This window comes from Streptomyces sp. NBC_00572 (genome assembly GCF_026341815.1).
GTDB lineage: Bacteria > Actinomycetota > Actinomycetes > Streptomycetales > Streptomycetaceae > Streptomyces.
The window spans coordinates 4,166,659-4,190,777 of record NZ_JAPENX010000001.1 but is presented as its reverse complement, the minus strand read 5'-3'; the positions used below and the strand labels follow the sequence as shown (position 1 = coordinate 4,190,777).

General features: G+C 72.0%; 22 protein-coding genes and 1 riboswitch. Of the genes, 14 read left to right on the top strand and 8 right to left on the bottom strand.

The window, feature by feature from the left end:
* Positions 1–2 precede the first annotated feature (2 nt).
* The 14 genes from OG514_RS19570 to OG514_RS19505 all read left to right on the top strand — a co-directional run bounded on the left by OG514_RS19570 (position 3) and on the right by OG514_RS19505 (position 16,677).
* Positions 3–1,433, top strand: a complete 1,431-nt coding sequence (locus tag OG514_RS19570) for an aspartate aminotransferase family protein (RefSeq protein ID WP_266896484.1) — start codon at positions 3–5, stop codon at positions 1,431–1,433.
* A complete protein-coding gene (locus OG514_RS19565) occupies positions 1,427–2,494 on the top strand; it encodes an NAD(P)-dependent oxidoreductase (protein WP_266896482.1) in 1,068 nt (355 codons plus the stop codon). The genes OG514_RS19570 and OG514_RS19565 overlap by 7 nt, the downstream gene beginning before the upstream one ends.
* Before the next feature lie 12 nt (positions 2,495–2,506).
* A complete protein-coding gene (locus OG514_RS19560) occupies positions 2,507–3,550 on the top strand; it encodes a glycosyltransferase family A protein (protein ID WP_266896480.1) in 1,044 nt (347 codons plus the stop codon).
* Positions 3,543–4,673 (top strand): endonuclease/exonuclease/phosphatase family protein, encoded by a 1,131-nt coding sequence (locus tag OG514_RS19555; protein WP_266896478.1) that lies wholly within the window; start codon positions 3,543–3,545, stop codon positions 4,671–4,673. The genes OG514_RS19560 and OG514_RS19555 overlap by 8 nt, the downstream gene beginning before the upstream one ends.
* Positions 4,670–5,650, top strand: coding sequence for an endonuclease/exonuclease/phosphatase family protein (locus OG514_RS19550; protein ID WP_266896476.1), 981 nt, complete (start codon positions 4,670–4,672; stop codon positions 5,648–5,650). Before OG514_RS19555 ends, OG514_RS19550 begins: the two co-directional genes overlap by 4 nt.
* 17 nt (positions 5,651–5,667) lie before the next feature.
* On the top strand, positions 5,668–6,633 hold the full coding sequence (locus OG514_RS19545; RefSeq protein WP_266896474.1) for an aldo/keto reductase: 966 nt from the start codon (positions 5,668–5,670) through the stop codon (positions 6,631–6,633).
* Positions 6,623–8,569 (top strand): MMPL family transporter, encoded by a 1,947-nt coding sequence (locus OG514_RS19540; protein ID WP_266896472.1) that lies wholly within the window; start codon positions 6,623–6,625, stop codon positions 8,567–8,569. Before OG514_RS19545 ends, OG514_RS19540 begins: the two co-directional genes overlap by 11 nt.
* A gap of 90 nt (positions 8,570–8,659) precedes the next feature.
* The gene (locus tag OG514_RS19535; RefSeq protein WP_266896470.1) at positions 8,660–9,643 is read left to right on the top strand and encodes a LuxR C-terminal-related transcriptional regulator; all 984 of its coding nucleotides are present in this window, start codon (positions 8,660–8,662) and stop codon (positions 9,641–9,643) included.
* A gap of 163 nt (positions 9,644–9,806) precedes the next feature.
* Entirely contained in the window at positions 9,807–10,061 is a 255-nt protein-coding gene (locus OG514_RS19530; RefSeq protein WP_056643933.1) for a DUF3311 domain-containing protein, read from the top strand.
* Positions 10,058–11,683, top strand: a complete 1,626-nt coding sequence (gene mctP / locus OG514_RS19525; RefSeq protein ID WP_266896462.1) for a monocarboxylate uptake permease MctP — start codon at positions 10,058–10,060, stop codon at positions 11,681–11,683. The genes OG514_RS19530 and mctP overlap by 4 nt, the downstream gene beginning before the upstream one ends.
* 83 nt (positions 11,684–11,766) lie before the next feature.
* Complete coding sequence (locus tag OG514_RS19520) at positions 11,767–12,369, top strand: hypothetical protein (RefSeq protein ID WP_266896460.1); 603 nt, start codon at positions 11,767–11,769, stop codon at positions 12,367–12,369.
* A gap of 93 nt (positions 12,370–12,462) precedes the next feature.
* Positions 12,463–12,963 (top strand): GNAT family N-acetyltransferase, encoded by a 501-nt coding sequence (locus OG514_RS19515; RefSeq protein ID WP_266896458.1) that lies wholly within the window; start codon positions 12,463–12,465, stop codon positions 12,961–12,963.
* Between the two features lie 79 nt (positions 12,964–13,042).
* Positions 13,043–13,128: riboswitch (cobalamin riboswitch) on the top strand.
* Positions 13,129–13,282: 154 nt separating this feature from the next.
* Positions 13,283–15,661, top strand: a complete 2,379-nt coding sequence (locus OG514_RS19510) for a ribonucleoside-diphosphate reductase subunit alpha (protein ID WP_266896456.1) — start codon at positions 13,283–13,285, stop codon at positions 15,659–15,661.
* Positions 15,661–16,677 (top strand): ribonucleotide-diphosphate reductase subunit beta, encoded by a 1,017-nt coding sequence (locus tag OG514_RS19505; RefSeq protein ID WP_266896454.1) that lies wholly within the window; start codon positions 15,661–15,663, stop codon positions 16,675–16,677. Before OG514_RS19510 ends, OG514_RS19505 begins: the two co-directional genes overlap by 1 nt.
* A gap of 68 nt (positions 16,678–16,745) precedes the next feature.
* Here the strand turns inward: OG514_RS19505 and def are convergent, their stop codons facing one another.
* From def to OG514_RS19465, 8 genes are all read right to left on the bottom strand, one after another.
* Complete coding sequence (def, locus tag OG514_RS19500; protein WP_266896452.1) at positions 16,746–17,378, bottom strand: peptide deformylase; 633 nt, start codon at positions 17,376–17,378, stop codon at positions 16,746–16,748.
* A gap of 112 nt (positions 17,379–17,490) precedes the next feature.
* Entirely contained in the window at positions 17,491–18,471 is a 981-nt protein-coding gene (locus OG514_RS19495; protein ID WP_266896450.1) for a hypothetical protein, read from the bottom strand.
* A gap of 79 nt (positions 18,472–18,550) precedes the next feature.
* Positions 18,551–19,828, bottom strand: a complete 1,278-nt coding sequence (locus OG514_RS19490; protein WP_266896448.1) for an HD-GYP domain-containing protein — start codon at positions 19,826–19,828, stop codon at positions 18,551–18,553.
* On the bottom strand, positions 19,825–21,231 hold the full coding sequence (locus tag OG514_RS19485; RefSeq protein ID WP_266900894.1) for an HD-GYP domain-containing protein: 1,407 nt from the start codon (positions 21,229–21,231) through the stop codon (positions 19,825–19,827). The genes OG514_RS19490 and OG514_RS19485 overlap by 4 nt, the downstream gene beginning before the upstream one ends.
* Positions 21,232–21,381: 150 nt before the next feature.
* Positions 21,382–21,699 (bottom strand): mycothiol system anti-sigma-R factor, encoded by a 318-nt coding sequence (gene rsrA, locus OG514_RS19480; protein WP_266896446.1) that lies wholly within the window; start codon positions 21,697–21,699, stop codon positions 21,382–21,384.
* The gene (locus OG514_RS19475; RefSeq protein WP_030207302.1) at positions 21,696–22,352 is read right to left on the bottom strand and encodes a sigma-70 family RNA polymerase sigma factor; all 657 of its coding nucleotides are present in this window, start codon (positions 22,350–22,352) and stop codon (positions 21,696–21,698) included. Before OG514_RS19475 ends, rsrA begins: the two co-directional genes overlap by 4 nt.
* 241 nt (positions 22,353–22,593) lie before the next feature.
* Positions 22,594–23,244, bottom strand: coding sequence for an alpha/beta family hydrolase (locus tag OG514_RS19470; RefSeq protein ID WP_266896444.1), 651 nt, complete (start codon positions 23,242–23,244; stop codon positions 22,594–22,596).
* 39 nt (positions 23,245–23,283) lie between these two features.
* On the bottom strand, positions 23,284–24,099 hold the full coding sequence (locus tag OG514_RS19465) for an SOS response-associated peptidase (RefSeq protein WP_266896442.1): 816 nt from the start codon (positions 24,097–24,099) through the stop codon (positions 23,284–23,286).
* Positions 24,100–24,119: the final 20 nt, after the last annotated feature.

The following is a 24,119-nucleotide window of genomic DNA, read 5'->3' as shown; positions in this document are numbered from 1 at the left end:
CCATGCCCGCGCTGTACTCCGTCGACGACTGCGAGTCGCTGACGACGAAGCAGGTCCACGGCCTGTACAAGGACCACGTCAACAAGAGCCAGGTCTCCCTGATGACCTCCTTCGGCTTCGGCCAGGAGCTCGTCGAGAGCGCCGAAGGCGTCTGGATCACCCAGCGCGACGGCCGCCGCGTGCTCGACTTCACCGGTGGTGTCGGGGTCCTCAACCACGGCCACAACCACCCCCGGATCCTCGCCGCCCGGCAGCGCTTCCAGGAGCGGAAGAGCATGGAGGTCCACAAGACCTACTTCTCGCCGTACGTCGCGGCCCTCGGCCACAACCTCGCGGAGCTGCTGCCCGGCGACCTGAACATGTCGTTCTTCCCCAACTCCGGTGCGGAGGCGGTCGAGGGCGCGGTCAAGCTGGCGTACAAGTTCCACGGCGGCCGGCGCTCCCGGGTGCTGCGGGCCGACATCTCCTTCCACGGCAAGCTGCTCGGCTCGGGCAGCCTGACCGGCCAGAACCAGTCCGGTTTCCAGTTCCCCGGCATCCCCGGCGTGGGGATCTTCCGGTACGGGGACCTGGACTCGGTCCGGAAGCTGGTCACCGAACTCCGTACCGACAAGGGCGAGTCGGACGTGTACGCGATCCTCATCGAGCCGCTGTCGGCGTCGACGATGAACGAGTGCTCGGAGGAGTTCCTGCGCGGGCTGCGGGAGTTGTGCACGGCCGAGAACATCGTGCTGCTCTTCGACGAGATCTACACCGGCTGGGGCAAGACGGGCACCCTCTTCCACTTCATGCGGTACGAGGGTCTGGTCCCCGACATCCTCACCACCTCGAAGTCCTTCGGCGGCGGCAAGTCCTCCATCTCCGCCTTCGTCGCCCGCGAGCCGGTCTTCCGCAAGGCGTACGACAACCTCACGGACGCCCTGCTCCAGTCGACGTCCACCACCTACTACGGCTTCGGCGAGGAGGCGGTCACCGCCATCGAGGCCGTCAACGTGGCCGTCGAGGACGACTATCCGGCCCGCGCCCGGGACATCGAGCGGATCCTCGCCCCCGGTCTGGAGCGGATCGCCAAGGAGTACCCGGACGTGGTGGCCGAGGTCCGCGGCCACGGCGCGCTGCACGGGGTCTTCCTGCACAAGGGCCCGAAGATCCTGGAGCTGGTCACGAAGCTGGTGCCGGGCGCGATGACGAAGGACCCGCGCTTCCGCACCAAGCTCATCACCTCGTCGGTGGTCAACGCCCTGTACCGGGACCACGGCATCTACACGTACTACACGCTCAACGGCGACAACCCGCTGATGGTCGCCCCCTCGCTGGTCGCCGAGCCGCACGAGGTCGAGTTCTTCCTGGACTGCCTCGACAAGACCCTCGCCCAGGGTCTGCCCCGTCTGCTCACCCGTTTCGTCAAGGAGAAGGTGTCGTCGCTGTGGTAGAGCGCATTGTGGTGACCGGCGGTGCCGGCATGCTCGGTTCGACCCTGATCGACCGACTGCTCGGCGACGGCCGGCAGGTGCACTGTGTGGACCTGAGGGCGCCGCGCACGGAGCACGAGAACCTGACGCACACCGTCTCGGACGTCCGGGACGCGGTCACGATGAAGCGGGTCACGGCGGACGCGGACGTGGTGGTGCACTGCGCCGCCGCCCTGCCCAGCTACCCGGCCGACATGATCCGCTCGGTGATCGTCGGCGGTACGGAGGCGGTCCTGACGGCCGCCGAGGCGAACGCCGTGCCCCGGGTCGTGCACATCTCCTCGACCGCCGTGTACGGACTGCCGAAGGTGGTGCCCACCCCGGAGGAGTATCCGCGCGAGCCCGTCGACACGTACAGCGCCGCCAAGGCGGAGGCCGAGGAGGTCGCCGAGCGTTTCCGGGGCCGCGAGATGTGCGTCCCGATCCTGCGGCCGAAGACCTTCCTCGGGCCGGGCCGGATGGGCCTGTTCGCGATGCTCTTCGAGTGGGCGGAGGAGGGCCGGAACTTCCCGGTCCTGGGCCGCGGCGACGTCCGTATCCAGATGTTCGACGTGGACGACCTCGTCGACGCGGTCGTCACCGCGATGGACGCGCCGGCCGAGACCGCCGACGACACGTTCAACCTGGGGGCCACCTCGTTCGGCACGATCCGGGAGGACTTCCAGGCCGTCCTGGACGCCGCCGGGCACGGCAAGCGGGTCCGGTCGATGCCCGCGAAGCCGGCGCTCGCCGCGCTCAGCCTGCTCCAGCGCTCCGGGCTCTCCCCGGTCTACGGCCGTCTGCTGCACAAGCTCCTCGACGACAGCTTCGTCTCCACCGACAAGGCCAGGGACGTCCTCGGCTTCCGGCCGAAGCACTCCAACCAGGACGCGATCCTGCGCACCTACGCCTGGTGGCGCGAGCAGCGGCGCACCGCCGCCGCGCTCCCGGCCGGCTCCCGTCCCGCGAAGAAGAGCGAGGGCGTCACCAGTGTCGAACCGTGGCGGCAGGGGGCCCTCTCCCTCGCCAAGGTCCTTTTCTAGGAGAGCCCGATCATGTCCGTTCCGCTGGTCTCCGTCATCGTCCCCAACTACAACTACGGCCGCTCGATCGGCCTGTGCGTCGAGGCCGCCCTCACCCAGACGTACCCGAACATCGAGGTCGTCGTCGTCGACGACTGCTCCACCGACGACTCCGCCGCGATCGCCGCCGCGGCCGGCGCCCGGGTGGTCTCCACCGGCGTCAACAGCGGGGTCGCGGTCGCCCGCAACCTCGGCGCCGAGCTCTCCTCGGGCGAGATCCTGGTCTTCCTCGACTCCGACGTCGCCATGCACCCCGACGCCGTCGCCAAGTCCGTCGAACTGCTCGACTCCGGACAGGGGTACGGGGCGATCTGCGGCACCTACGAGCCGGAGCCGCTCATCCGCGACAGCCTCATCGAGGAGTACCGCTCCCTCCAGCAGTACTACCTGCTGCTGAAGTCCGAGGGGGTCATCGATACCGTCCACACCGCGATCCTGGCGATCCCCCGGCGGGTCTTCGACGAGGTGGGGCCGTTCAACCCGGTCCTGCGGCACACCGAGGACCAGGACTACGGGCGCCGCATCTCCGAGCGGTACACGGTGCTCAGCTCCCTGGAGGTGCGCGGCCGGCACGACCACGACGACACCGTACGGATCGTCCTGGACAAGGTCTTCGCGCGTGCCCGGCTCGCCGTCCCCCTCATCCTCGGCAGACGCCACCTCCAGGGTGGATTCGTCACGGGACCCCGCGCGGGCGCCAGCCTGGCCGCGCCCCTGACGGTCGCCGCGCTGGCCGCTCCGGTGCTGTGGGGGGCCGCGTGGGCGTTGCTCCCGCTCGCCCTGTTCGTCCTCGGCGTCTGGGGCGACCTGGACATGTACCGGGAGGTGCGGCGGCACCGGGGGCGGCTGTTCCTCGGGTACTTCGTGGCCGTCAACTTCCTGGTGAACCTGACGGTGTTCGCGGCGATCGGGGTCGCGGGGACGCAGTGGCTGTGCTCGAAGCGGTTCCGGCACCTGTACGACCCGCAACCCCGGCCCGATGCCGCACCGGTGACCGTGGGTGCCTCCCGTGGCTGACACCCTCGCGCCGGAGGCAGCCCTTGAGGTTCCGGTACGGCCCCCCGAAGCCCCGGCCCGGCGGCGCCCGAACCGGCTCGTCCTCGGCACCGCCCTCGCCTGGCTCGGGCTCCTGCTCGTCGAGTGGGCGGCGGACGGCCGGATCTGGCTCGGGCATCTGGTGGGCATCGTCCCGCCCGCCGTCTTCACCCTGGTCCCGCTGCTGCTCGCGGCCCTCGCCCCGCTCGCCCGGGGCGCCGCCCGGTGGCGGAGTCTCGCCGCCGCCGCACTCGCGCTGGTCGTGGGCTTCGGGCAGTCGGGCTTCGACCCGGCGGCGCTGTGGCGGTCGGAGCCGAGGCCCGGCGCGGACTCCGTACGGGTCTTCGCCTGGAACACCAACTCGTGGAACCAGCTCCTCGGTACGCAGGACCACTTCTACGCCTTCCTGAAGGCGAAGGACGCGGACGTCTATCTGCTGCACGAGTACCAGCACGTGACCGCCGACCGGAAGGGCAGGCTGCCCGTCGACGACCTGGCGCGGCTGCGCCGGGAGTTCCCCGGCTATCAGGTCGCGGTCCGGGGCGAGCTGGTGACGCTCTCCCGCTTCCCGATCCTGCGGCAGCCCGCCGTCGGCCCGGCCGGGGACCTGCCGCCCGGCGCGGACTGGCAGACGGAGTACCGGGAGAACAAGGTGCTGCGGACGGACGTGCGGGTCAGGGGCAGGACGGTGTCGTTCTACAACGTGCACATGCCGGTCTGGAACAGCATGCCGGACGGGCTGCTCTCCGCCGCCTTCTACCGTCACATGCGGGAACGGTTCGCCCCGCGCAAGGCGCAGTACGCCGGCCTGGAGGCGGACCTCGCGGCCAACCGCAACCCGGTCGTGGTGGCCGGTGACTTCAACGCGACGGCCGCGATGTCCGACCTCGACCCGCTGCGGGAGCGCCTCGACGACGCGGCGGACGTGAGCACCGACCCGTACCCCACGAGCTGGGAGGAGGGCGGCTGGAAGCCCTTCTGGCGGACCGACTGGGCGTTCACGGGCAACGGGGCGAAGGCCGAGCGCTACGAGTTCAACGAGCCGGAGAAGCTCTCCGACCACGCGGTGCAGGACCTGTGGGTGTCCCTGCCGGGGAACGGGTGACCGACGTGCTGCTGTCCTGCGCCCTGGTCTGGGCGGTGTTCCTCGCCCTGCACCTCGCGCTGAACGGGCGCTGGTGGCCCTGGCTCGCGGTCTCCCTGCTGCCGCCGCTCGTCTTCGCCGCCGTCCCGCTGGTCCTGCTCGCCGCCGCGGCGGTGACCGGCGGGTGGGTGGCGGGGGCACTCGCCGCGGGCTGTCTGCTCGCGGGCTGGACGCAGAACGGAATCAACCCACGGGCGCTGGGCCGTCGTTCGGACGTCACGGAGGGGCTGCGGCTCGTCTCCTGGAACACCCAGCACTGGAACCAGGGCGGCGACCCCGAGCGCTTCTACGCCTTTCTGCGCTCCCTCTCGGCGGACGTCTACGTCCTCCAGGAGTACCTGAACGGCTTCGAGGGCGGCGAGGTCTGGGACATCGACGACGAGGAGCGGATCCGGGCCGCGTTCCCCGGCCACCACCTGGCCGTGGACAACAACTCGGTGACGCTGTCCCGGTTTCCGCCCGCCGGCCCGCCCGTGCCGGTCGGTTCCTGCTCGCTCCGGGTGGACCTGCGGATCGGCGACGGGATCCTGTCCACGTACAACGTCCACATCCCGGTGCAGCTGACCGTGATGAACCCGCTGCGCCCGGCCTTCCTGCGGGACATGCGGCGGCGGGCCGCCGCCCGCGACCGGGAGTACACGGCGCTCGTCGCCGACCTGCGGGACAATCCGCACCCGGTCCTGGTGACCGGCGACTTCAACACGAGTGCCGCCATCGGCGACATCCGCCGGATGCCGCGCTCGCTGCGCGACGCGATCGGTGCCTGCCGGTCGGTCCTCCCGGCCAGCTGGAACGCCCGCGCGCGGCTGCGGCTGTGGCGGATCGACTGGGCGTTCACCGGCGGCGGCGCCCGGGTCGGCGCGTACCGCTTCCGCGCCGCGGAGGGACTCTCGGACCACCTGGTCCAGGAACTGACCGTCACCACCCCCCACCCATGAGAGAGAGGGAAGAACCGATGGAGTACACCAACCTGGGCGGCCCCGAGGGCCCCCGCGTGAGCACGCTGTGCCTCGGCACCCTGCCGTTCGGCACCCGGATCGACGAGGCCGCCGCCTTCGCCGTCCTCGACCGTTTCCACGAGGCCGGCGGCACCTTCATCGACACCGCCAACACGTACGCCTTCTGGGAGCCGGGGGCGACGGGCGCCGAGAGCGAGCTGCTCATCGGCCGCTGGCTGCGCAGTCGGGGCGTCCGGGACGAGATGGTGCTCGCCACCAAGGTCGGCGCGCTGCCGGACCCGCCCGGTTCGGCCTGGCCGGAGTGCGCGGAGGGGCTCTCGGCCCCCGTGCTGCGGCGCCAGGTCGAGGAGAGCCTGCGGAACCTGGGCACGGACCGGATCGATCTCTACTACGCGCACATCGACGACCGGAGGACGCCGGTCGCGGAGACCATGGGCGCCTTCGGCGAGCTGGAGGACACGGGGAAGATCGGCCGGGCCGGCTGCTCCAACTTCGCGGCCTGGCGGATCGAGGAGTCCCGCGGCGCGGCGGTCGCCGCCGGGGTGCCGGACTACGCGGCCGTGCAGCAGCGGTACACCTATCTGCGGCCGCGCCCCGGCGCGGAGTTCGGGGTGAACCCGCATGCCTCGGAGGAGTTGCTCGACTATCTGGGGACACGTCCGGAGCTGACGTTCACGGCGTACACGACCCAGCTGACGGGGGCGTACACCGATCCGGGCAAGGAGGTGCCGGAGCAGTACCGGCACGAGGGTTCGGAGCGACGACTCAAGGTGCTCGCGGAGGTCGCGGCCGAGCTCGGGGTGACCGCCAACCAGGTGGTCCTGGCCTGGGCGTTGGGCGGCGAGCTGCCCGTACTGCCGGTGATCGGGGCGAGTTCGCCGGAGCAGCTGGACGAGACGCTCGGCGCGGTGGATCTGCGTCTGGACGCGGAGCTGAGGAAGCGGCTCGACGATGTCGACTGAACAGACGGTTCGGAGCCGGGAGTTCGCGCTGCGTCATCGGGTGGCCGTCGGGGTGGCCTGGCTGCTCGTGCTGCTGCTCGGTGGCGTGGTGGCGGTGCTGGGCCTCGGTCGGCTCGACCAGTCGTTCACCGCGTCCGGCGGGCCCGGTCACCGGGCGAACCAGGCGATCCAGGAGCGGTACGGGAACGGGGCGGCCGTCGCCCCGCTGGTCGCGGTCGCGACCTGGCCGGCGGCCACGGACGTACGGGCCCCGGAGACGGCCGGGCGGTTCGCGTCCGTCGTGGAGCGGGCGGCGGGCCCGGGCGCCCGGACGGTCTCGTACACGGGCACGGGCGACGAGGGCTTCCTCGGGGCGGACGGCCGGACCGTGTACGCGCTGGTCTACCCGGGCGCCGGAGAGCCGGATCTGGCGGGGCTCACGGCCGTCGAGGAGGCGGCGGGCACCCTGCGCACGGGGCTCCGGTCGGCGCTGCCGGAGGCCCGGGTCGAGGTGACGGGCGTGCTGCCGCTCCAGCACGACAGCGCGGTGGCGGGACCGGGCACGGTGGCCCTCGCGGTGAAGGCGGCCTGCGCGATCGGGCTGCTGGTGCTCCTCGTCCTGGCGTTCCGCTCGCCGCTCGGGGCCCTGGCGCCGCTGTTGCTCGCCGGGGTGACGGCGGTGGGGGCGCTGGTCCTGGTGGAGGCGGTGGCCGGGTTCACCGAGATCAGCTTCATCGTGGTGTACCTGGTGCCGGTCACGGCGCTCGTCCTCGCGGTGCACCGTTGGGCGCAGCCGCCGGAGACCGGCGCCCGGCCGGCGGTGGCGGCCGGTGCGGCGGGGGCGGCGGCCTGTGTGGCCCTGGCGTTCTTCCCGGCGGCGTTCCTGCGCTCGGTGGGCATCGCGGGGCTCGCGGTGTGGGTGGTGGGCACGGCGGCGGCGCTGACCCTGGCGCCGGTGCTCCGCTCGATGGCCCCCCGGCCGCGCATCGGACGCGCCCCCGTCGCCCGACCGGCCCGGAGGCCCTTCGCGGCGGTCGGCCTGGCCCTCCTCGTCCTCCTCGCCGGCGCGGCCACGCAGCTGCGGGTGGGCAATCCGGAGGCGCACGCCCTGGTGTCGAGCGGCCCCGCCCGCGACGGTCTCGACCGGCTCACGGCTGCCGGGGTGCCGTCGGGGGTCCTGAACCCGCTGGAGGTCCTGGTCCCCGAGGGCGCGGACGCGGAAGCGGTGGCCGCGCGGGCGGCCCGGGTCCCGGGGGTGCTGCTCGCGGCGGCCCCGCCGGCGGCCGATTGGCGCCGTGCGGGTTCGGCCGTGGTCGTGGTCGTACCGGCGGAGGAACCGATGACGGCGGCGGGCGCGGCGACGGTGACGGCGCTGCGGTCGGCCCTGGCGGGAGAAACCAACGCCCCGGGAGAGGCGAACGCCCCGGGGGGTACGCGTGCCCCCACCCTCGTCGGCGGCTCCGGCGTGGTGGACCGCGACCTCGTGGAAGGCGTCTACGGGCTCCTCCTCTACGCGGTCCCGGCAGCCGCCCTGGCCGCTTTCGGAGTTCTCGCCGCCCTCACCGCGGCGGGCGCCGCCTTTCGTGCCGTAATCGGCGCGCTTCTCGCCGCCGCCGCGTCGGCGGGCGCGCTCACCGTCCTGTGGCAGTGGGGCCCGCCCGACACCGGAGCCGTCACCGGCTGGGTCCCCCTCGTCGTGTGCGCCTTCGCCTTCTGCGTGTCACTCGACCGCTCAGTGGCCTCGGCGGCGGGCGGCCCCTCAGGGGCTGGACCCGTGGCGGCCCGCGTCGGCGCGCTCGCGGTGCTCGCGGTCGGGATCGGCCCGCAGGTCGAACTGGCGCTGCTGGTCTCGGGGTTCGCGATGGCGGCGGTCCTCGACGCGCCGGCCGGCCGGTACCGCGCCCGACCGGCGCTCAGCGCTCTTCCCGTACCCCGGAGTTCACCCCGATTGGTCTAGACCTAGAGGGCGTCTCCCCCATACCATCGACGACCGCGATCACGAATGCGAGCGATCGCGCGACGGAACGTGACGAGGGGGAGATACCGGATGTTGGAGGCGCTCGGCATAAAGGAGTCGACGGAGGCCGTCTACCGTTTGCTCCTGGAGCGACCCGAGTACGACGTGACGGAGATGGCGGCCCACCTGGGCCGCCCCGAGGCCGAGGTCCGCGAGGCGCTCGCCTGTCTCGCGGACCTCAAGCTCGTCCTGATGGACGACTCCTCGGGCGAGGCCGAGCCCTTCAACCCGGACGTCGGCTTCTCCTTCCTGCTCTCCCGCGCCGAGGCGGAGCTGAGCAAGCGCAAGCGCCAGGTCGAGCAGGCCGGCCGGGCCGTGGCGGGCATCCTCGCCTCGTACGCGGACCACCCCGAACCGGGCGTCCGGCACGACCTCGTGGACCGCATCACCGGCCTCGACAACGTCCGCGAGCGCCTGGAGGACCTGGCCGCGAACGCCCGCACCGAGTGCCTCTCGCTGCTCCCGGGCGGGGCACAGCTCCCCGACACGATGGACGCGAGCCAGCCGCTCGACCAAGTCGCCCTGGAACGCGGGGTGAGGATCCGGTCGATCTACCAGGAGAGCTTCCGCAACGACCCGCCGACGGTGGAGTACGTGCGCTGGTACTGCGAACTCGGCGGCGAGGCACGGACCGTGCCCGTGGTGCCGATGCTCATGGTGATCGTCGACCGTGAGGCGGCGCTCGTCCCGGTCGACCCGGAGGACGGCCGCGCGGGCGCCCTCGAAGTGCGCAGCCCCGGCCTGGTGCACGCGCTCGTGGTGCTCTTCGACCGCCTCTGGGACGCGGGCACCCCGTTCGGCGAGTCCCCGCGCCGCGACGCGCACGACCTGTCGCCGCAGGAGCGGGAGTTGCTCATGCTGCTCGGCATCGGCTGCACGGACGACATCGCGGCCCGTCGGCTCGGGATCTCGCTGCGGACCGTGCGCCGGATGAGCTCGGAGCTGATGAACCGGCTGGGTGCGCGCAGCCGGTTCGAGGCGGGGGTGCGAGCCGCCAAGGAGGGCTGGCTCTGAGGTCCGTGCCGGGGACGCGTCGGGGGCGGAGCCGGGGGACCGCTCCCACGAAGGTAACTGACGTAGTCCCATCCGTTATGCGGACGGGGGTTCCATGGAGCGGAACCGTCCCCTAGATTTCCCCACCATTACCGAGGTGATCAGTGAGGGGACCGGAATCGCCATGTCAGAAGCGACACAAGGGAAACAACCCACCATCACACCCCTGAGGGTCGTGATCGCGCTCTGTCTGTTCGCGCCGTTCGTGGCGATGCTCTGGGTGAGCTCGTACGCGAAGGCCGAACCGCTCTTCGCGGGCATCCCGTTCTTCTACTGGTACCAGATGCTCTGGGTGCTGATCTCCACCGCACTCACCATGATCGCGTACAAGCTGTGGCAGCTGGACCAGCGTGCCCGCAAGGGAGGTGACGCGCGATGAAGGACGGCGTCAACGGCGTGGCACTCGCCGTCTTCATCTTCTTCTTCCTGGCCGTCACGGTCATGGGATTCCTCGCCTCGCGCTGGCGCAGGGCGGAGAACGAGAACAGCCTCGACGAATGGGGCCTGGGCGGCCGCTCGTTCGGCACGTGGGTGACCTGGTTCCTGCTCGGCGGCGACCTCTACACCGCGTACACCTTCGTCGCCGTCCCGGCGGCCATCTACGCGGCGGGCGCGGCGGGCTTCTTCGCCGTCCCGTACACGATCCTGGTCTACCCGCTGATCTTCACCTTCCTGCCGCGCCTCTGGTCGGTCTCGCACAAGCACGGGTACGTCACCACCTCGGACTTCGTGCGCGGCCGCTGGGACTCCAAGGGCCTCTCCCTCGCGGTGGCGGTCACCGGCATCCTCGCCACCATGCCGTACATCGCGCTCCAGCTCGTCGGCATCCAGGCCGTCCTGGACGTGATGGGCGTCGGCGGCGGCGAGAACACCCACTGGTTCATCAAGGACCTGCCGCTGCTCATCGCCTTCGGTGTCCTCGCGGCGTACACGTACTCCTCGGGTCTGCGCGCCCCCGCGCTCATCGCCTTCGTCAAGGACACCCTGATCTACATCGTCATCGCGGTGGCGATCATCTACATCCCGATCAAGCTGGGCGGCTTCGACGAGATCTTCGCCAAGGCGGGCGAGGCGTACGCGCAGACCAACCCGGCGACCGGCAAGCCGCGCGGCGCGCTGGTGCCGGGCGAGATGGGCCAGTGGGGCTACGCCACGCTCGCGCTCGGCTCGGCGCTCGCGCTCTTCATGTACCCGCACTCCATCACGGCGACCCTGTCGTCCCGGAGCCGTGAGGTCATCCGCCGCAACACCACGATCCTGCCGCTGTACTCGCTGATGCTGGGTCTGCTCGCGCTGCTCGGCTTCATGGCGATCGCCGCCGGGATCCAGGTGAAGAACGGCCAGCTCGCCATCCCGCAGCTCTTCGAGACGATGTTCCCGGACTGGTTCGCGGGCGTCGCGTTCGCCGCGATCGGCATCGGCGCGCTCGTCCCGGCCGCGATCATGTCGATCGCCGCGGCCAACCTCTTCACCCGCAACATCTACAAGGACTTCATCAAGCCGAACGCCACCCCGGCCCAGGAGACCAAGGTCTCCAAGCTGGTCTCGCTCCTGGTGAAGGTCGGCGCGCTCGCCTTCGTCCTCACCATGGACAAGACGGTCGCGATCAACTTCCAGCTGCTCGGCGGCATCTGGATCCTGCAGACCTTCCCGGCCCTCGTCGGCGGTCTGTTCACCCGCTGGTTCCACCGCTGGGCGCTGCTCGCCGGCTGGGCCGTCGGCATGATCTACGGCACGGTCGCCGCCTACGGGGTGGCGAGCCCGACCCAGAAGCACTTCGGCGGCTCCTCCGCGGAGATCCCGGGCATCGGCGAGATCGGCTACATCGGTCTCACCGCCTTCGTCCTCAACGTCGTCGTCACCGTCGTCCTGACCTTCGTCCTCAAGGCCGTCAAGGCTCCCGAGGGCGTCGACCAGACCTCCCCGGAGGACTACACGGCCGACGCGGGCGACCGCGGGGTCGACACGAAGCTCCCGAAGGTCGGCGCCGAGACCCACTGATCCACCGCCCGACCTGACGAAGGCCGCCCTGCTTCCCCCGGAGGCATGGCGGCCTTCGCCGTCCCTGCGCGAGGATGCGGGGCATGCGGATCGGACCACGCCTCACCCTGCTCGCCCTGCTCCCCCTCGCGCTCGCCGTCACCGGCTGCGGCACCGAGACGGCGGGCGAACGCCCGACGCCCGGCCCGGCCGAGCTGGACGCCCGCGCCCGCTGGGCGCAGACCGACACCGACCACGTGTACGTCACCGAGGCCGAGGGCTTCGAACTCGCCCCGATGGCGGCGGGGGTCGTCGGCGCCGACGGCTTCCAGGTCGCGTACGTGACGAAGGAAGGCGTCCGGCTCACCGTCTCCGCCGAGCGTCGCCCGTTCTCGGCGAAGGACTGCGCCGCGGGCACCGCCGAGCAGGACAGCTGTGTCCGGGACGGCGCCCGGTGGTACCTGCGGTCCGCCGAACGACACGCGTACGTGCGCAACGAGAACGGGCTGCGCGTGGAGGTGGCCGCCCCGCTCACGATGGACCGGAAGGCGCTCAAGGGCGCCGCCGAGCGCGCCCACCACGCCGACGCGGCCGAGCTCGACGCCGTCCTGCCGCAGCAGACCGCCACCGGGCAGCCCGTCGAGCGGGGCGACCTGCCGCCGGTCGGCGACGGCGCCCCCGACAACTCGGTGGGGGTCGGCGGCTGAGACGCACTGGGTGCGTGCCGGACACCGCGGGCCCGGCCTGATCGACAAGACACCCCCTAGGGGCGGGTGGCCGGCCGGAGGCACACTTCCCCCATGGACTTCACGATCAGGGCGGTACGGCCCGAGGAGTACGAAGCGCTCGGTGAGCTCACCGCGGGGACCTTTCTGACCGACGGACTGCTGAAGTACGGCGCGGAGGACTCGTATCTGCACGTGCTGCGGGACACGGCACGGCGGGCGCGCGAGAGCGAGGTGCTCGTCGCCGAGGACGGCGACGGGCGGCTCCTCGGCGGGGTGACCTTCGCCACCGGCGCCACTCCCTGGGCGGACATCGCGGTGGAGGGCGAGGCCGAGTTCCGGATGCTCGTGGTCTCCCGGGCGGCCCGCGGCCGGGGCGTCGGAGAGGCCCTCGTACGGGCCTGTATCGAGCGGGCACGGGCGCTCCCCGGGTGCCGCCGCATCGTGCTGTCCACGGACGCCTCGATGGTCTCCGCGCACCGGATCTACGAGCGTCTGGGCTTCGTCCGGACCCCGGACAGGGACTGGGAGCCGATCCCCGACCACCGCCTGCGCACCTACGCCTTGGAGTTCTGAACCGGGGGGCGACACAACATGTGGGGGGTTCGGCGAGCGACGCCCCCCACATGTATGCTCATCCTCGCTGTCGACGCAGGGGAATCCGGCGCGAATCCGGAACTGTCCCGCAACGGTGTGCTTCGTACGGATACGACGAATTCGTACGAGGTGAGTCCGAGGACCTGCCGCCAGCGCGCCCGGTCCGTCCGTTCCGGGTGCCAATGACGTCCGGGCCTCGCGGAGTGGGCCGGTGGAAGCGTCGCGTCCGGCGTTACGGATGCCCGTCTGCCCGCCTTCCCCCGCCGCGGCCCCGCGCCGAGCGAGGGAGAGCCCCCACGTGACCATCGCGCCCGCCGATCCGGCTTCCGCCGAGGCTTCCGCGGTCGAGAGCGACGGCCCCGGGACCGTGCTGCTGCGGACCCTGACCGACCTCACCGCCGATCTCCCCGACACCGACCCCGGCAAGGTCGCCGCCGCCGCGCTCCGCGGCCGCAGCGCCGTCGCGGACGAGGCGGAGCTGCGCGAGCTGGCCACCGAGGCGGCCGCGGGTCTCATCGCCGACGACCCGGCGTACTCCCGGCTCGCCGCCCGGCTCCTGACGATCACGATCGCCGACGAGGCGGCCGGGCAGGGCTCGTTCTCCTTCTCCGCCTCCGTCGCCGTCGGTCACCGCGAGGGCCTGATCGCCGACCGCACCGCCGAGTTCGTCGCGCTGCACGCGGACCGGCTCGACGCGACGATCGACGCGGCCGCGGACGACCGCTTCGGCTACTTCGGTCTGCGCACCCTCTACTCGCGCTACCTGCTGCGCCACCCGATCACCCGCAAGGTGATCGAGACCCCGCAGCACTTCATGCTCCGGGTGGCCTGCGGTCTCGCGGAGGACGACAGCGTCCGCGCGCTCGACGAGGTCGCGGCGCTCTACCGCCTGATGAGCCGGCTGGACTACCTGCCGTCCTCCCCCACGCTGTTCAACTCCGGCACCCGCCACCCGCAGATGTCCTCCTGCTACCTCCTGGACTCCCCCCAGGACGAGCTGGACTCCATCTACGACCGCTACCACCAGGTGGCGCGCCTCTCGAAGCACGCCGGCGGCATCGGCCTCTCGTACTCCCGCATCCGCGCCCGCGGTTCGCTGATCCGCGGCACCAACGGGCACTCCAACGGCATCGTGCCGTTCCTGAAGACCCTCGACGCCTCCGTCGCCGCCGTGAACCAGGGCGGCCGCCGCAAGGGTGCCGCCGCCGTCTACCTGGAGACCTGGCACGCGGACATCGAGGAGTTCCTGGAGCTCCGCGACAACACGGGCGAGGACCAGCGCCGTACGCACAACCTGAACCTGGCGCACTGGATCCCGGACGAGTTCATGCGCCGGGTCAACGCCGACGCCGACTGGTCGCTGTTCTCCCCGGCGGACGTGCCCGAGCTGGTCGACCTGTGGGGCGAGGAGTTCGACGCCGCCTACCACAAGGCCGAGGCGGCGGGCCTGGCCCGCAAGACGATGCCGGCCCGCGACCTGTACGGCCGGATGATGCGGACCCTGGCCCAGACCGGCAACGGCTGGATGACCTTCAAGGACGCCTCTAACCGGACGGCCAACCAGACCGCCGAGCCCGGCCACACCGTCCACTCCTCCAACCTCTGCACGGAGATCCTGGAGGTCACCGACGACGGCGAGACCGCGGTCTGCAACCTGGGCTCGGTCAACCTCGGCGCCTTCGTCGTCGACGGCGACATCGACTGGGAGCGCCTCGACGCCACCGTCCGCACGGCCGTCACCTTCCTCGACCGGGTCGTCGACATCAACTTCTACCCGACCGAGCAGGCGGGCCGCTCCAACGCCCGCTGGCGGCCGGTCGGCCTGGGCGCGATGGGCCTCCAGGACGTCTTCTTCCAGCTGAAGATGCCGTTCGACTCCGCCGAGGCGCGCGCGCTGTCCACCCGTATCGCCGAGCGCATCATGCTCGCCGCGTACGAGGCCTCCGCCGACCTCGCCGAGCGCAGCGGTCCGGTCCCCGCCTGGGACAAGACCCGCGCGGCCCGCGGTGTGCTGCACCCGGACCACTACGACGTGGAGCTCAACTGGCCGGAGCGCTGGGCCGCGCTGCGCGAGCGGATCGCCGCCGTCGGCATGCGCAACTCGCTGCTCCTCGCCATCGCGCCGACCGCGACGATCGCCTCGATCGCCGGTGTGTACGAGTGCATCGAGCCGCAGGTCTCGAACCTCTTCAAGCGCGAGACGCTGTCCGGCGAGTTCCTCCAGGTCAACTCGTACCTGGTCGACGAGCTGAAGAGGCTCGGCGTGTGGGACGCGCAGACCCGTGAGGCGCTGCGCGACGCCAACGGCTCGGTGGCCGGCTTCACCTGGGTCCCGGCCGAGGTGCGCGAGCTCTACCGCACGGCGTGGGAGATCCCGCAGCGCGGTCTGATCGACATGGCCGCCGCCCGTACGCCGTTCCTGGACCAGTCGCAGTCGCTGAACCTGTTCCTGGAGACGCCGACGATCGGCAAGCTGTCGTCGATGTACGCGTACGCCTGGAAGCAGGGCCTGAAGACGACGTACTACCTGCGCTCCCGTCCGGCGACCCGGATCGCCCGCGCCGCCCAGGCCGCGGCGCCCGCCGCCGCCACCATCCCCGTCCAGCAGGCGGCCCCCGACGCCGACGCGCTCGCCTGCTCCCTGGAAAACCCCGAGTCCTGCGAGGCCTGCCAGTAATGAGCACCAACGAGAAGAAGAACCTCCTCGACCCGGGCTTCGAGCTGACCCTCCGTCCGATGCGCTACCCGGACTTCTACGAGCGCTACCGCGACGCGATCAAGAACACCTGGACCGTGGAGGAGGTCGACCTCCACTCGGACGTCGCCGACCTCGCCAAGCTCACCCCCGGTGAGCAGCACATGATCGGCCGGCTCGTCGCGTTCTTCGCGACCGGCGACTCGATCGTGTCGAACAACCTGGTGCTGACGCTCTACAAGCACATCAACTCCCCGGAGGCGCGGCTGTACCTGTCGCGCCAGCTGTTCGAGGAGGCCGTGCACGTCCAGTTCTATCTGACGCTGCTCGACACCTACCTGCCCGACCCGGACGACCGCTCCGCCGCGTTCGACGCGGTCGAGGAGATCCCCTCCATCCGCGAGAAGGCGCAGTTCTGCTTCCGCTGGATGGACTCGGTGGAGAAGATCGACCGCCTGGAGACCCAGGCCGACCGTCGCCGCTTCCTGCTGAACCTGATCTGCTTCGCCGCGTGCATCGAGGGCCTGTTCTTCTACGGCGCCTTCGCGTACGTGTACTGGTTCCGGTCCCGCGGTCTGCTGCACGGTCTCGCGACCGGCACCAACTGGGTGTTCCGCGACGAGACGATGCACATGAACTTCGCCTTCGAGGTCGTGGACACCGTCCGCAAGGAGGAGCCGGAGCTCTTCGACGACGCGCTCCAGCAGCAGGTCACGGACATGCTGAAGGAGGCCGTCGAGGCGGAGCTGCAGTTCGGCCGCGACCTGTGCGGCGACGGCCTGCCGGGCATGAACACCGAGTCGATGCGCGAGTACCTCCAGTGCGTCGCCGACCAGCGCCTCCAGCGCCTCGGCTTCGCCCCGGTGTACGGCTCCGAGAACCCGTTCTCGTTCATGGAGCTCCAGGGCGTCCAGGAGCTCACGAACTTCTTCGAGCGCCGCCCGTCCGCCTACCAGGTGGCCGTCGAGGGCTCGGTGGACCTGGACGAGGACTTCTAGTCCGTCCGTACGCGAGAAGGGCCCCGCACTCGGGTGAGTGCGGGGCCCTTCTCGTACGACTGCCGGGATCAGGCGTTCGGCACCGTCTCGTAGCGCGGGGTGCCCTCTTCCATCTGGCGCAGGGCGTCCTTGCGGTCCCGCTTGGAGAGGCGGTCGATGTACAGGTAGCCGTACAGGTGGTCCGTCTCGTGCTGGAGGCAGCGGGCGAAGTAGCCGGTGCCGCGCACCTTGATCGGGTTGCCCTGGGCGTCCTGGCCGTGGACCTCCGCGTAGTCGGGGCGGGCCAGCTCGGCGTAGGCGGTCGGCACGGACAGGCAGCCCTCGTTGGACTCGTCCAGGACGCGCAGCTCGGCCGGGAGCTCCTGGAGGACCGGGTTGATCACGACACCGGTGTGCCGGGCACCCTCGTCGTCGGGGCAGTCGTAGACGAAGACCTTGAGGTCCACACCGATCTGGTTCGCGGCCAGGCCCACGCCCTCGGCGGCCTTCTGGCTGGCGAACATGTCGTCGATGAGCGCCGCCAGCGAGTCGTCGAACTCGGTGACGTCCTTGCACTCCTTGTGGAGCACCGGATTGCCGACCACCGTGATCGGGCGGGCCGTGCCGCGCTCACGGTGGGCGAGCTCGCGCTCCTCGCAGTCCTCCGTGTCCACGACGAACCCGTCGTTGATCGTCTGCTCGTCCGTCTCCTGCTGCGCCATGTCCGGCCGCGCCTTCCTGAAAACCCGATTCCGTCGAAGGACAGCCTACGGGCCCCCGCGTGGGCGTCGCTTCCGGAGCGGGCCGCACAAGGCCGGATCTGGTCGGCCCCGCTCAGCAGACCTCTTCGAGATCCCGCCACTCACGACTGTCGGGACTGTCGGCCACCCAGCCGTCGAGGAGCCCGCGCACCAGGCCCGCCGGGGCCGCGATGCCGCACTCCCGCTCCGGGACCCACAGCTCGCCCTGCGAGCGGTGCCCGAGCGGCCCGGGGTGGCCCGGCTCGCTGTGGTCGTGCGGGTCGGAGTGCTCGCCCTCGCCCTCGGCGCTCGGCATCGTCGACTCGGAGCAGGCACGGCAGAGCAGCCGCACGGAGGACGACCAGTCCTCGGCGGCGAAACCCGCCTCCGCGGCGAGCTGCTCCAGGGCGTCCCGGTCGGCCTCGGTGGCCGCCTCCAGGAGGACCACCCAGGTGGGGACGGGTGAGGGGGCCCACAGCTCGATCTCGTCGAAGACCGGGTAGGAGGGGCCGGCGGTGGTGGTGCGCTCGCCGTTCGGCACGCCGTCGTGGAGGACGACCTCGCCCCAGCGGCGTCCGGAGGACGGCAGCGGGATGGAGAGGACCTCGATGCGGGCGGGGTCGAGCCGGCGGCCCCACACGACCTCGGCCTCGCCCTCGGGCGACAGCCGGACGGCGGCGCTGCCCAGGTCCATGCCGGCGGGCTCACCGGTGCCGGCGGCGGCGCCGGGGACCTTCAGTCCGTAGGCCTGCCAGGCCCGGCGGGCCAGCGGCCAGTCCTGGAGCGCGGTGGCGGCGATCCCCACGTTCCACCAGTCGGGGGCGCCGCTCTCCTTGTCCAGCAGCGCGACCGCGCGGAGCCCGGCGGCCCGCGCCTGCTCCCAGTCGTGCCGGAACTTGTGCAGCAACGCCAGGTTGAACCAGGACTCCGAGAGCCATGGCTCAAGATCCGCCGCGCGCGTCAGGAGCGCGCCCGCGTCCTCGTACCGGCCGTCGCCGATCAGCGTGAACGCGCGGTCGGTGGCCTGCCGCCATGAGGCGGAGGGCCGATGCCGTACCTTCCCGAAGATCTTCACGATTCCCGCCTGCCGGTCGCTTCACCCTCTTGTTCGCATCCAACCATGCCCGGTCGGACGCGCGCTCATTACCCATGGGTTACCCAGTGACGACGGAGGTCACCCCAGCCGCTCCGCCCCGCGCCAGGACCCTGGCCAGGCATTCGACGACATCCGGGTGATAGTCGCGGGCGGTGCCGAGCCGGAGCCGTTCCAGGGCGTCGAGGGCGGCGCTCGCGCTCTCGCCGCCCGCGAGGTCGTCGTAGGCGTTCACGACCCGGACGATCCGGGCGGCCGGCGGCTGCTCCCGGTACGGGTCGGCCTGGCGCTCCACGACGACGGCGACGGCCTCGGGGACACCGGTCCTGCGGACCACCTCGCCGCCGAGGAGGGCGATCCGGCGCTGCTCCTCTGCGGGAAGGAGGGCGGTGGCGCCGCCCGCGACGGGGTCGACGAGGGAAAGCTGTCCGATGTCGTGCATGAGCGCCGCGTGCTCCAGGACGGCCAGCTCGGCCCCGGAGAGGCCCAGCTCCCGTCCGACGGCCGCGCTGAGGGCGGCGACCCGGCGGGAGTGCCCTGGTGGGGTGCAGCCGGCGATCTCGGTGGCGCGGGCGAGGGAGGCGATGGTCTGCCGGTTGACCGTGCGCACGGCGGCGTACCGCCGGAAGGAGACCTGGGTGAGGAGGAGCGGCACGGCGAGCACGGGCAGCGCCCAGAGCCCGGCGGCGGCGACGCCGAGCGCCATGACGGTGCCGGTGGCGCAGACGGCGGAGCCGATGCCGAGGAGGGCGCGCAGTTCGTCGCGGAGGAGGGGGCCGTACGGGAATCCCGTACGGGCGCGGAGCACGAGGGCGGCGAGGACCGCGTCGCAGAGGGCGGTCAGGACGAGCAGCAGCAGGAGGAAGAGGGCGTACGGGGGGCCCTGGCCGAGGTGCTCGACGACGGCCCCGGAGTTGTAGAGGGGCTGGAAGCAGAGCGCGGCGAAGCCGACGGTGAGGACGCGGCGGGCCAGATGGTCGGGGCCGGGCCCCCGGCCCCGGGCGAGGTGGGGGACGATCCCGGCGAGGCCCGCCGCGACGACGACGGCGACGATCTGGAGGGCGCCGTGCGTGGTGGCGGTCCCGGCGCTCGCCCCGAGCAGGGCGTACGCGAGGGCCCCGGCGGCGGCGAGCGGCGCGGGCTCCCTCTCGCCGGGGGCGGCGCCCCAGCGGGCGAACTCGCCGAGGACGACGAGGGTGCCGAAGGCGAGGGCGTTGCCGGGTTCGTCGACGCCGTACCAGAGGGTGGAGCCGAAGCCGGCGAGGCTCAGCAGCAGCGCGGCCCCGTACACGGCGCCGAGGGTGACGGCTCCGGGCCCCATGCGCGGGCCGGGCCTCATGCGCGCTCCCTGGGCCTGGTCCCGGGTGCCTCCGGTCGCCGTGCCGCGCCGGCCTCGCGCGGCGGGGGCACGTCCCCGCCGGCCGGGCCCGCCGACACGGTCTCGTCGGCGGTGACGGCGGGCTGCCAGCCGTGCCGGTCCAGCGCCCGGACGAGGGCGGCGACCATCCGGGGGTCGAAGTGGCTGCCCGCGCACCGCTCCAGTTCGGCGACGGCGGTCGGCACCGGGCGGGCGCGGCTGTAGCAGCGGGTGGAGGTCATGGCGTCGAAGGCGTCGGCGACGGCCACCACCCGGGCGAACTCGGGGATCTCGTCGCCGTGCAGCCCGTACGGGTAGCCGCTGCCGTCCATCCGTTCGTGGTGGTGGAGGATCGCGGCCCGGGCCTCGCCGAGGAAGCCGATGCCCCGGACCATCTCGTGTCCGTACTCCGGGTGCAGTTCGATGGTCCGGCGCTCCTCGGGGGTGAGCGGGCCGTCCTTGCGGAGCACCCGGGTGGGCACGCCCAGCTTGCCGACGTCGTGCAGGATGCCGGCGAACCGTACGACGTCGAGGCGTTCCTCGGCCATGCCCAGCTCGCGGGCGATCAGGACGGAGGCGTGGCCGACGCGCTCGCTGTGGCCGCGGGTGTAGCGGTCCTTGATGTCGACGGCCTGGACGAGGGCGCGGATGGTGGCCTGGTGGGCGGCCCGCTCGCGGTGGTACTGGGCGAAGACCCAGCAGGAGATGTACATGGGGAGGAGCACGAAGAGCGCCGAGACCGGCCCGTACGTGCTGCGCCAGAGGACGGCCATCATCAGTCCGGCGAGCCCGTGCACGGCGTGCGGGGCGAGCGCCCGGCCGAGGAGCCCGCGCCAGGCGGCCCGGAGCGGCAGTCCGTCGGCGGTCGCCCTGATGCCGCCGTCGAGGGCGGTCAGGACCAGGCAGAAGGTGAGCGCGGCGGCGCCCGCGGGCAGCAGCGCGTAGGGGAAGTCGGGGGCTTCGGGCCCGTGTCCGAGGGCCTCGGCGCAGCCGAGGGCCCCGGCTGTCCGGGCGGCCGCCCAGACGGCGAGGGCGGTGGCGGCGGCCCGCCAGGCGCGGCGGGGGGCGGCCGGGGGTTCGTCCACGCGGGCGAGGAGGCTGCCGGGCAGGGCGGTGAGCGCGGCGGCGGCCGGCGGCAGGAGGAGGGCGGCGGCGAGGAGGACGGGGAAGAAGGAGCCGGTGCCCATGGGGACGGAGCCGCCGACCGCCCGGCCGATGACGCGGCAGCGGGCGGGCAGCTCGCAGAGCGCGTACAGGGTGGCGAGGAGCGCGACCGTGCCCCAGGGGGTGGCCGCGCCGGGGCGCAGCGCGGGCAGGGCGGACGCCCCGGCGCCGAGCAGGGCGCAGCCGATGTACACGCGGGCCGCACGCGGAATGACCTTCACGCCCATCACGCCGGTCACGCTAGCGAGTTGGGCGGCCCGGGACGGCGGGGTGGCGCCGATTAGCACCATCGGGTGATACAAGCTGATATACGAAAGAGGCCGTCGCGTTCGTGCCGCGACGGCCTCATCCTCCCTCTGTGGAAGGGGGAGTTACTCCTGGGGCGCCGGTGTCGTCGGGACGATCGGCGTGATCTCCTGGTCGGGCACCAGGTGCCCGGAGCGGATCAGGTCGATCCGGCCCATGACCTTGGACCGCAGGTCGGTGGGGACGTCGTCACTGCCGCAGCAGCGCTTGACGAGCTTCTTCACCGCCTGCTCCAGGCCGTACTTCTCCAGGCACGGGGAGCACTCCTCGAAGTGCACCTCGAACTTGGTGCAGTCACTGTCGGGCATCTCGTGGTCGAGGAACTCGTACAGATGATCCAGGACTTCCGAGCAATCCGTCTCGTGCGGCTCTCCGCAGCTCATGAGCCCGAGCCTTTCAGATCGTTCGACGACTCTCCGGCGCCCGCGGGTACCAGCCCGCGGTCGCGAGCGTAGTCCTCGAGCATGCCGCGCAGCTGGCGGCGACCCCGGTGCAGCCGGGACATCACCGTACCGATGGGTGTCCCCATGATGTCCGCGATCTCCTTGTACGCAAAGCCCTCGACATCCGCGAGATAGACGGCGATGCGGAACTCCTCGGGAATCGCCTGGAGCGCTTCCTTCACGTCGGAGTCCGGGAGGTGGTCGAGCGCCTGCGACTCGGCGGAGCGCAGACCGGTCGACATGTGCGACTCGGCGCGGGCGAGCTGCCAGTCCTCGATCTCCTCGGCGGCGCTGCGCTGGGGCTCACGCTGCTTCTTGCGGTACGAGTTGATGAAGGTGTTCGTGAGGATGCGGTACAGCCACGCCTTGAGGTTCGTACCCTCGCGGAACTGGTGGAAGGATCCGTACGCCTTGGCGTAGGTCTCCTGCACCAGGTCCTCCGCGTCCGCGGGGTTGCGCGTCATGCGCAGCGCGGCCGAGTACATCTGGTCGAGGTAGCCGAGTGCGTCCCGCTCGAAGCGCGCGTTGCGCTCCTCGGTCGTCTCCTCGGGGCCGTCGTCGGTCCCTGTGTCGGTCCCAGTGACCGGACCCACCTCCTCCAGCGCCGCGGCGAGCCCGAGGGCGGACCCACTCGTTTCGGAGGATAGACGAGGAACCGCTCCACCCGCCGCCCGAATAGGGGCGGCCTTGGGCGCGGGCAGCACTGTCCAGTCGAGGTCAGCGGCCTGCGCGCGCTCCGGGCAGATGGTCGAACCCATGCGACGGACTCCCTCTTCCTTGCTCTCACACCGACGCACGGAACAACCATGGCCCCCGGCGCAACATTCCCGGGCGTCAGCGCAGAGCGGAGATCCACTCGGCGACGCCCTCCACGAGCAGCTCCATGGCCGCTTCCTGGCCGAGCGGCGCGCGCTTCGGCAGGGCGAAGCCGTGGTCCCCGTACGGGATCTCGACCAGTCCGTACGAGCCTTCCGGGAACTCCCCGGGGCGGCCGAAGGGGTCGTTGCCGCCCTGGACGACGAGCGTCGGCAGGCCGGCGCCGAGGAGTTCGTCGGCGCGGGACTTCTCCGGCCGGCCCGGCGGGTGCAGGGGGAAGCTCAGCGCGAGGACGGCGAGGGCGCCCAGCTCCTGCCCGGTGCGGCAGGCGACCCGGGCGCCGGCGCTGCGGCCGCCCGCGATCACCGGAAGCCCCGGTTTCGCGAGGACGGGCCAGAGGCCGCGCCAGCCGGTGTCCAGGGTCTTCGGGGCGGGTGCGACCTTCTTGCCCGCGACCCGCCAGGGCTGCTCGACGAGGGCGACGGTCACGCCCCGGGCGGGCAGCGCACCGGCCAGGGCCCGGAGGTCGCGGGCCTCGATGCCGCCCCCGGCCCCGTGGCCCAGGGCGAGGACGGCCCACGGCTTCGTCCCCGCGGGCCCCTCGTGCCAGGCGACGCGGGCCTCTCCGGCGTCGGTCGAAACGGTCTCGTACTCTGTCACGTCGCTCACACCTCCATCCTGCCGCCCGGCGGCGCGCGGGACGGGGTCTCAGAACAGCGTGCCGACCTCCGGGCCCTCCAGTTCCGTCAGAAGTTCGGGGCCGTTGTTCCGGACGTTGCTGACCGCGGTCGCCACCGGGTAGGCCCGCATGAGGCCCTCCGGCGGAGCGGCGAGCAGCCCGCGCAGCTCCTCCGGGTGCGTGCGCGCCGGGTCGAGCCAGGCGTCCCAGCGGTCCTCGGTGAGCATCAGCGGCATCCGGGGGTGGATGTCGGCGAGCGAGTGCGGGCCCTCCTCGGGGGCCACGCCCAGCGGCCCGGTCTCCGCCTCGGTGGTGATCACCGAGCAGGTCACCCACCACGCCAGGGGGTCGCCGTCGGGCAGGGTCCGGTCGCGCCAGAACTCGTAGAGCCCGGCCATCGCGAAGACGGAGCCGTCCGCGGGGGTCACGAAGTACGGCTGCTTGCGGGGCCGCTTCTTCCTCCCCTCGACCTCCAGGTCCCGCTCGCCCGCCCCGGTCACCCACTCGTAGTAGCCGTCGGCGGGGAGGATGCACCGGCGGGCGGAGAACGCCCGCTTGAAGGAGGGCTTCTCGTCCAGGGTCTCGGCCCGCGCGTTGATCATCCGCGCGGCGCCCTCCGGGGTCTTCGACCAGGACGGCACGAGGCCCCATTTCAGTGCGCGCAGCTGACGAACCGGGCGCCGGGATTCCGCGTCTTTCAGAGGACGCTCCAGAACGGCCCAGACCTCTTTGGTGGGGGCCACGTTCCAGTCGGGGGCCAGAGTCTCCTCCGGCTCCCACTTCTCCACTCCGAAAAGGCCGACGAGGTCCTCGGGCCGCCGACTCGCTGCATACCGTCCGCACATACGTGCCACACTGCCACGAT

What these genes read in the sequence shown, in the direction of transcription:
- OG514_RS19570 (WP_266896484.1), top strand. Translation starts at nt 3, where the DNA reads ATGCCCGCGCTGTACTCCGTCGACGACTGCGAGTCGCTGACGACGAAG.
- OG514_RS19560 (WP_266896480.1), top strand. Translation starts at nt 2,507, where the DNA reads ATGTCCGTTCCGCTGGTCTCCGTCATCGTCCCCAACTACAACTACGGC.
- OG514_RS19545 (WP_266896474.1), top strand. Translation starts at nt 5,668, where the DNA reads ATGGAGTACACCAACCTGGGCGGCCCCGAGGGCCCCCGCGTGAGCACG.
- OG514_RS19540 (WP_266896472.1), top strand. Translation starts at nt 6,623, where the DNA reads ATGTCGACTGAACAGACGGTTCGGAGCCGGGAGTTCGCGCTGCGTCAT.
- OG514_RS19535 (WP_266896470.1), top strand. Translation starts at nt 8,660, where the DNA reads ATGTTGGAGGCGCTCGGCATAAAGGAGTCGACGGAGGCCGTCTACCGT.
- OG514_RS19530 (WP_056643933.1), top strand. Translation starts at nt 9,807, where the DNA reads ATGTCAGAAGCGACACAAGGGAAACAACCCACCATCACACCCCTGAGG.
- mctP (WP_266896462.1), top strand. Translation starts at nt 10,058, where the DNA reads ATGAAGGACGGCGTCAACGGCGTGGCACTCGCCGTCTTCATCTTCTTC.
- OG514_RS19520 (WP_266896460.1), top strand. Translation starts at nt 11,767, where the DNA reads ATGCGGATCGGACCACGCCTCACCCTGCTCGCCCTGCTCCCCCTCGCG.
- OG514_RS19515 (WP_266896458.1), top strand. Translation starts at nt 12,463, where the DNA reads ATGGACTTCACGATCAGGGCGGTACGGCCCGAGGAGTACGAAGCGCTC.
- OG514_RS19505 (WP_266896454.1), top strand. Translation starts at nt 15,661, where the DNA reads ATGAGCACCAACGAGAAGAAGAACCTCCTCGACCCGGGCTTCGAGCTG.
- def (WP_266896452.1), bottom strand. Translation starts at nt 17,378, where the DNA reads ATGGCGCAGCAGGAGACGGACGAGCAGACGATCAACGACGGGTTCGTC.
- OG514_RS19490 (WP_266896448.1), bottom strand. Translation starts at nt 19,828, where the DNA reads ATGAGGCCCGGCCCGCGCATGGGGCCCGGAGCCGTCACCCTCGGCGCC.
- rsrA (WP_266896446.1), bottom strand. Translation starts at nt 21,699, where the DNA reads ATGAGCTGCGGAGAGCCGCACGAGACGGATTGCTCGGAAGTCCTGGAT.
- OG514_RS19465 (WP_266896442.1), bottom strand. Translation starts at nt 24,099, where the DNA reads ATGTGCGGACGGTATGCAGCGAGTCGGCGGCCCGAGGACCTCGTCGGC.